This is a genomic window from Bartonella sp. CB10SXKL (assembly GCF_042195515.1).
Taxonomy (GTDB): domain Bacteria; phylum Pseudomonadota; class Alphaproteobacteria; order Rhizobiales; family Rhizobiaceae; genus Bartonella.
Genome location: NZ_JBHION010000046.1, coordinates 1 through 2,968 on the forward strand (window position 1 = coordinate 1; position 2,968 = coordinate 2,968).

Here is a 2,968-nt window from a genome sequence, read left to right on the forward strand (position 1 = left end):
ATCCTTGCTTTTGCTTGGAATGAGGGGATTGTTTTCTCAATCCATCATCTCAATATTGTTCACCGTTGTTTTAAGCAGCGGTGACAGGAAATATCAACAGGTTTATGAGCTGTTTTATCGTAAAGAAACCCACTGAAGGAGGGGAAGAATGAAGAAAGTCTTGCAATTATTGAGCGGCATAGCTCTGTTAAGTATAGCTGGATGTGAGTATAAAGCTGAGGTTCCCTTATCAGCTTGGGAATTATGGGATAAGCCTGGTGCAAATACAATTGATATAGGGAAAGCGCTGTTAGAATGTGGCATGCCAACACCTTATAATCGTGATGAATACAACAGAAAGTTAGACGGAAATGCGAACGCATTAATTGAAGCTTGCATGGTTCAAGCAGGTTTTAGATATAAATCCGGATATTTGAGTTCGTGTGAGTTTTTTGATGCTCGTTTTCCGATTTGTCATTCAGGTGCTGTCATTCCTCAAAGAAGTGTTAAGAAACGCCTGAACAGCCCCCATTGTAAAAGAAATAGAAACAAGCCTGAATGTCTACCGTAGTTTTTTGATGATGGTATGATTAAGAGTAATCTTTAGTTTTTTTATCTTTTGCATAAGTGTGTGGGCCAATTGTATCGGCACTCAACATGTTTCAAATTGGTATGGACAGAGGAATATAAAACATCGACAAGCTTATAAGCAATCTTATCATAAAAAATCATTGAAGGAGAGAAAAAATGAAAGCAACTTTAAAGTTATTGAGTGGATTGGCTTTGCTTATTATAGCTGGATGTTTTCCAGGTCCTTACCAGGCTGTGGATGTATTAGAGAAGCTAGGAGAAGATAAGATTGAGATTAAAAAAGCACTATTAGAATGTGGAATGCTGAATCCTCATGATGATTATATGATGGATTATAGAGAGTTAAGTATAAATGCGAATACATCTATTTATGCATGTCTAACCCAAGCAGGTTTTCATAGTAAATTAGGAGGGAAGTGGAGAGATCGGTGTAGAAATTATAATGCCGAAGATCTTCCGATTTGTGTGCCAGGTGCTGTCATTCCAAAACGAAGTGTCAAGAAGCGTTTAAATAGCGCTTATTGCCAAAAATATAAAAATAAACCAGAATGCCAACCTTAAGCACTGTTTGTGATGATCAACAATCCGCCCTCCGTGCCTTTGCTTGGAATGGCGGGATTGTTTTCTCAATCCATCATCTCAATATTGTTCACCGTTGTTTTAATGAAGCGGTGACAGAAAATATAAACAAGCTTATGAGCTTTTTTATTGTAAATAAATCCATTGAAAGAGGGGAAAAATGAAGAAAAATTTAAAACTATTGAGCTGTATAACTCTGTTAAGTATCGCTGGATGTGTTAACTCAATTCCCTCACTTTCTCCAGCATTATGGAGAAATAAAATACTTTTAGAATGTGGAGTACCGGACCTTAATAAGGTTGTGGCGCTAGATTTGAATCAATTTGCCAGTATTGAAATGTGTATGGCGCAATCAGGTTTTCGCCCTAGCTTTACAATACAAGATTGGTGTGAGAACCATAAATCGGACAACCTTCCCATATGTCGTCCTGGTGCTGTCATGCCTCAGCGAAGTGTTGAGAGACGCTTAAATAGCCCTTATTGTAAAAAGCATTCAGAACAACTTGAATGCAAACCTTAGGTCTTGCTTCAGCAGAGAAAGCTTTGAATTTACACCAAATAAAGTTCCAGGTTGATGAGCTTGAGAAAGCCTTGTCCGTTCTTACGTGACAAGGTTTTCTTTTTATGCCGCGTCACTTTGACGTTGCTGTTTTGCTTGCTCGATGACATTCAAAAGATCTGATTGTAACCAACGGGATAAAAAGCCAAATTTTAAAGGTTTTGGGAGAGAGCCATTGGTTACATGACGCCGGAATGTTGAAACACTCATATGAAGCAATTTTGCACTTTCACGGTCTGTTAAAAGAATATCATTTTCTGTCATACTAAAATCCTTTCACTCTCAAAAAATGGCAACAAATCATAACCATTTATTAACCACATTTTGGTTCATTTAGAAAGATGTTTTATTCATAGAAAACAATATTTTATCATACAATTTCTGATGTGATAAATTATGACTCTTATTGAGAAAGAATGAGAGAAAAGAGAGCTAAAGTTATCCACAGATAATGGGGTTATTCACCCCATATCTTAAGATTGACCCGTGACATAAGCCGCCCATTTATCCATATAGACACGGCGCTGTTCTAGATAATCAGTCCGACGATAGGCACGCTCTACTTTACCGCCGACCGTATGACTTAGAATGGTTTCAGCGACCTCATAGGGAGCATCGGTTGTTTCAGCAAGCCAATCACGTAAACTAGAACGAAATCCATGGGGGCATGCCTCAATTTTATTGTCTCTCATATATTGAGCCATACAATTTGCAGCGAGGGGACCCCGACCGGTTGCAGAAAAGAAGAAATCATTGCGAGAAAGCAAGCGCGCTTGTTTTAAGATTTCTAATGCTTCTGATGATAGAGGCACGCGAAACTCTTCTGTAGTATCACGTCGACCTTTCATATTTTCAGCAGGGATTGTCCAGATATCGCCATCAACTTGGTCTTTATGAATATGACACAAAGGGTTGGTACGAACGCCTGTCAGAATAAGCAAACGCAAAGCCAGTTGTGTTATGGTTGATGCTTCACAGAGTGTTTTATAAAAAGCCGGCACATCTCTCCAATCCATGGCTGGTAAGCTTTGTTTTTTATGACGTTGTTTGCCTAAGAGAGCTTTTGCTTTTTCTACTGCTTGTAAATCAACATCTAACCCTAATGCAGCCGCATGTTTGAGACAAAGATTAAGACGCATCAGTGCTGTTCGAGCAGTTCCAGCTTTTGTATGCCAAATAGGGACAAGAACATTGCGTATCTCTGTTTGTGTAATCTCAGAAACGGGAAGACAGCCTAATTTGGGCAGAATATGAAGGCGT

5 protein-coding genes are annotated in these 2,968 nt (G+C 38.8%); 3 read left to right on the forward strand and 2 right to left on the reverse strand.

Annotated elements, in window-relative coordinates; all coding sequences use genetic code 11:
• Nucleotides 1–148: 148 nt before the first annotated feature.
• From ACFIK3_RS09135 to ACFIK3_RS09145, 3 genes are all read left to right on the forward strand, one after another.
• Nucleotides 149–550 carry a hypothetical protein gene (locus ACFIK3_RS09135; protein WP_026500687.1) on the forward strand — a complete coding sequence of 134 codons (402 nt, stop codon included), beginning with the start codon at nt 149–151 and terminating at the stop codon, nt 548–550.
• A 176-nt stretch (nt 551–726) separates the two neighbouring features.
• Nucleotides 727–1,131 carry a hypothetical protein gene (locus ACFIK3_RS09140; protein WP_026500686.1) on the forward strand — a complete coding sequence of 135 codons (405 nt, stop codon included), beginning with the start codon at nt 727–729 and terminating at the stop codon, nt 1,129–1,131.
• Nucleotides 1,132–1,309: 178 nt separating this feature from the next.
• Nucleotides 1,310–1,669, forward strand: a complete 360-nt coding sequence (locus ACFIK3_RS09145; RefSeq protein WP_375676594.1) for a hypothetical protein — start codon at nt 1,310–1,312, stop codon at nt 1,667–1,669.
• 102 nt (nt 1,670–1,771) lie between these two features.
• Here ACFIK3_RS09145 and ACFIK3_RS09150 read toward each other — a convergent pair whose 3' ends face one another.
• Both ACFIK3_RS09150 and ACFIK3_RS09155 read right to left on the reverse strand, forming a co-directional pair.
• On the reverse strand, nt 1,772–1,972 hold the full coding sequence (locus ACFIK3_RS09150) for an AlpA family transcriptional regulator (RefSeq protein WP_007347209.1): 201 nt from the start codon (nt 1,970–1,972) through the stop codon (nt 1,772–1,774).
• Between the two features lie 209 nt (nt 1,973–2,181).
• The coding region (locus tag ACFIK3_RS09155; protein ID WP_375676595.1) for a tyrosine-type recombinase/integrase at nt 2,182–2,968 on the reverse strand (787 nt) is incomplete at its 5' end.

Bases quoted from the DNA above. Each gene is read 5' to 3' on its own strand.
- ACFIK3_RS09145 (WP_375676594.1), top strand. From the start codon at position 1,310: ATGAAGAAAAATTTAAAACTATTGAGCTGTATAACTCTGTTAAGTATC.
- ACFIK3_RS09140 (WP_026500686.1), top strand. From the start codon at position 727: ATGAAAGCAACTTTAAAGTTATTGAGTGGATTGGCTTTGCTTATTATA.
- ACFIK3_RS09150 (WP_007347209.1), bottom strand. From the start codon at position 1,972: ATGACAGAAAATGATATTCTTTTAACAGACCGTGAAAGTGCAAAATTG.
- ACFIK3_RS09135 (WP_026500687.1), top strand. From the start codon at position 149: ATGAAGAAAGTCTTGCAATTATTGAGCGGCATAGCTCTGTTAAGTATA.